Consider the following 1310-nt stretch of genomic DNA (forward strand, 5'->3'; position numbering starts at 1 on the left):
CTCAGGAATCCCCACAAAAATTCCTTATTGCTCAATAAGTAGACACGCACCTTGCCTTCTGATCTAATGAATTCACCACAAAAACAAAAAGAAGAAAACAAGATGCGTGATATTCAGATACTACACGATTCCCTTAGAGAACAATGCCCTAGCATTCACAAAAAGCGACTCAATTCACTGATGGATTCGGTGAAAGCACTGCTAAATAACGATGCGCTGACCCTAACATTACTTGGCAGATCACTACCTTCTAAAGCAAAAACCAAGCACTGTATAAAACGGGTTGACCGTTTATTGGGAAACGGTCATTTACACCGCGACAGACTTGATATTTATCGCTGGCACTGTCACCAAATATGCTCAGTTAACCCACAGCCGATTGTCCTCGTCGACTGGGCCGATATCCGGGAGTACAAACGCCTCATGGTACTCAGGGCATCCGTTGCCGTAGAGGGACGTTCCGTTACCCTTTTCGAGCAATCCTTTACCTTTAAACAATACAACTCGCCCCGTAGTCACCAAATATTTCTTGATAACTTCAAAGCTGTTTTACCCTCGCATGTCATACCCATTATTGTCACAGATGCCGGTTTCAGGAACACCTGGTTTCGGCAAGTAGAGGCTATGGGTTGGTGCTACCTAGGACGCGTTCGCGGTGATGTAAATACCTTTTATAACAAACAATGGCATCACATTAAGCAACTGTTTAAAAAGGCAAATAATAAACCCAAGTACATTGGATTGACCCAACTGGCAAAACGAAAACCATTACTCTGCCACCTGCATCTCTTCAAAAAAGAAACGCCAAGAAAACGCAAAGACAGACCCAGAGGTCGAGAGCACTTTACAGCACAAGCCGTTCATAGAAAATCAGCAAAAGAACCTTGGCTGCTCGCCACCAACATCCCAACCGACATCTTCTCTTCCCGCTGTATCGTCCGCATCTATGAAAAGCGTATGCAGATTGAAGAGACTTTCCGTGACCTGAAAAGCCCTCAATATGGCTTTGGCCTGCGACAAAGCCGAACCAATGACCCAAAGCGGCTCGATGTCCTGTTGCTAATCGGCCTTCTCACCTTCATGATCTATTGGTGGTTCGGCATTGCTGCCGAACATGCCGGTTGGCACCGCCACTTCCAGGCTAATACGATAAAAAAGAGACGAGTTTTATCCTTCGTCAGACTAGGAAAAGAAGTCTTTCGACGGCTGGAATATCACATTACAAATTCAACATTACGCTGGGCACAACAAGAGTTAATTATGATGGCAAGGAGCAATTATCATGCGTGAATTTTGTGGGGATCCTCCAG

1 protein-coding gene is annotated in these 1310 nt (G+C 45.0%); it reads left to right on the top strand.

The features are described 5' to 3' along the window. Positions 1-102: 102 nt before the first annotated feature. A complete protein-coding gene (locus tag C9J03_RS26315) occupies positions 103-1290 on the top strand; it encodes an IS4 family transposase (RefSeq protein ID WP_044620822.1) in 1188 nt (395 codons plus the stop codon). The last annotated feature ends 20 nt before the right edge of the window (positions 1291-1310 follow it).

The organism is Photobacterium gaetbulicola (genome assembly GCF_003025515.1).
GTDB lineage: Bacteria > Pseudomonadota > Gammaproteobacteria > Enterobacterales > Vibrionaceae > Photobacterium > Photobacterium gaetbulicola.

Coding starts and splice junctions, on each gene's coding strand:
- C9J03_RS26315 (WP_044620822.1), top strand. CDS start 103: ATGCGTGATATTCAGATACTACACGATTCCCTTAGAGAACAATGCCCT.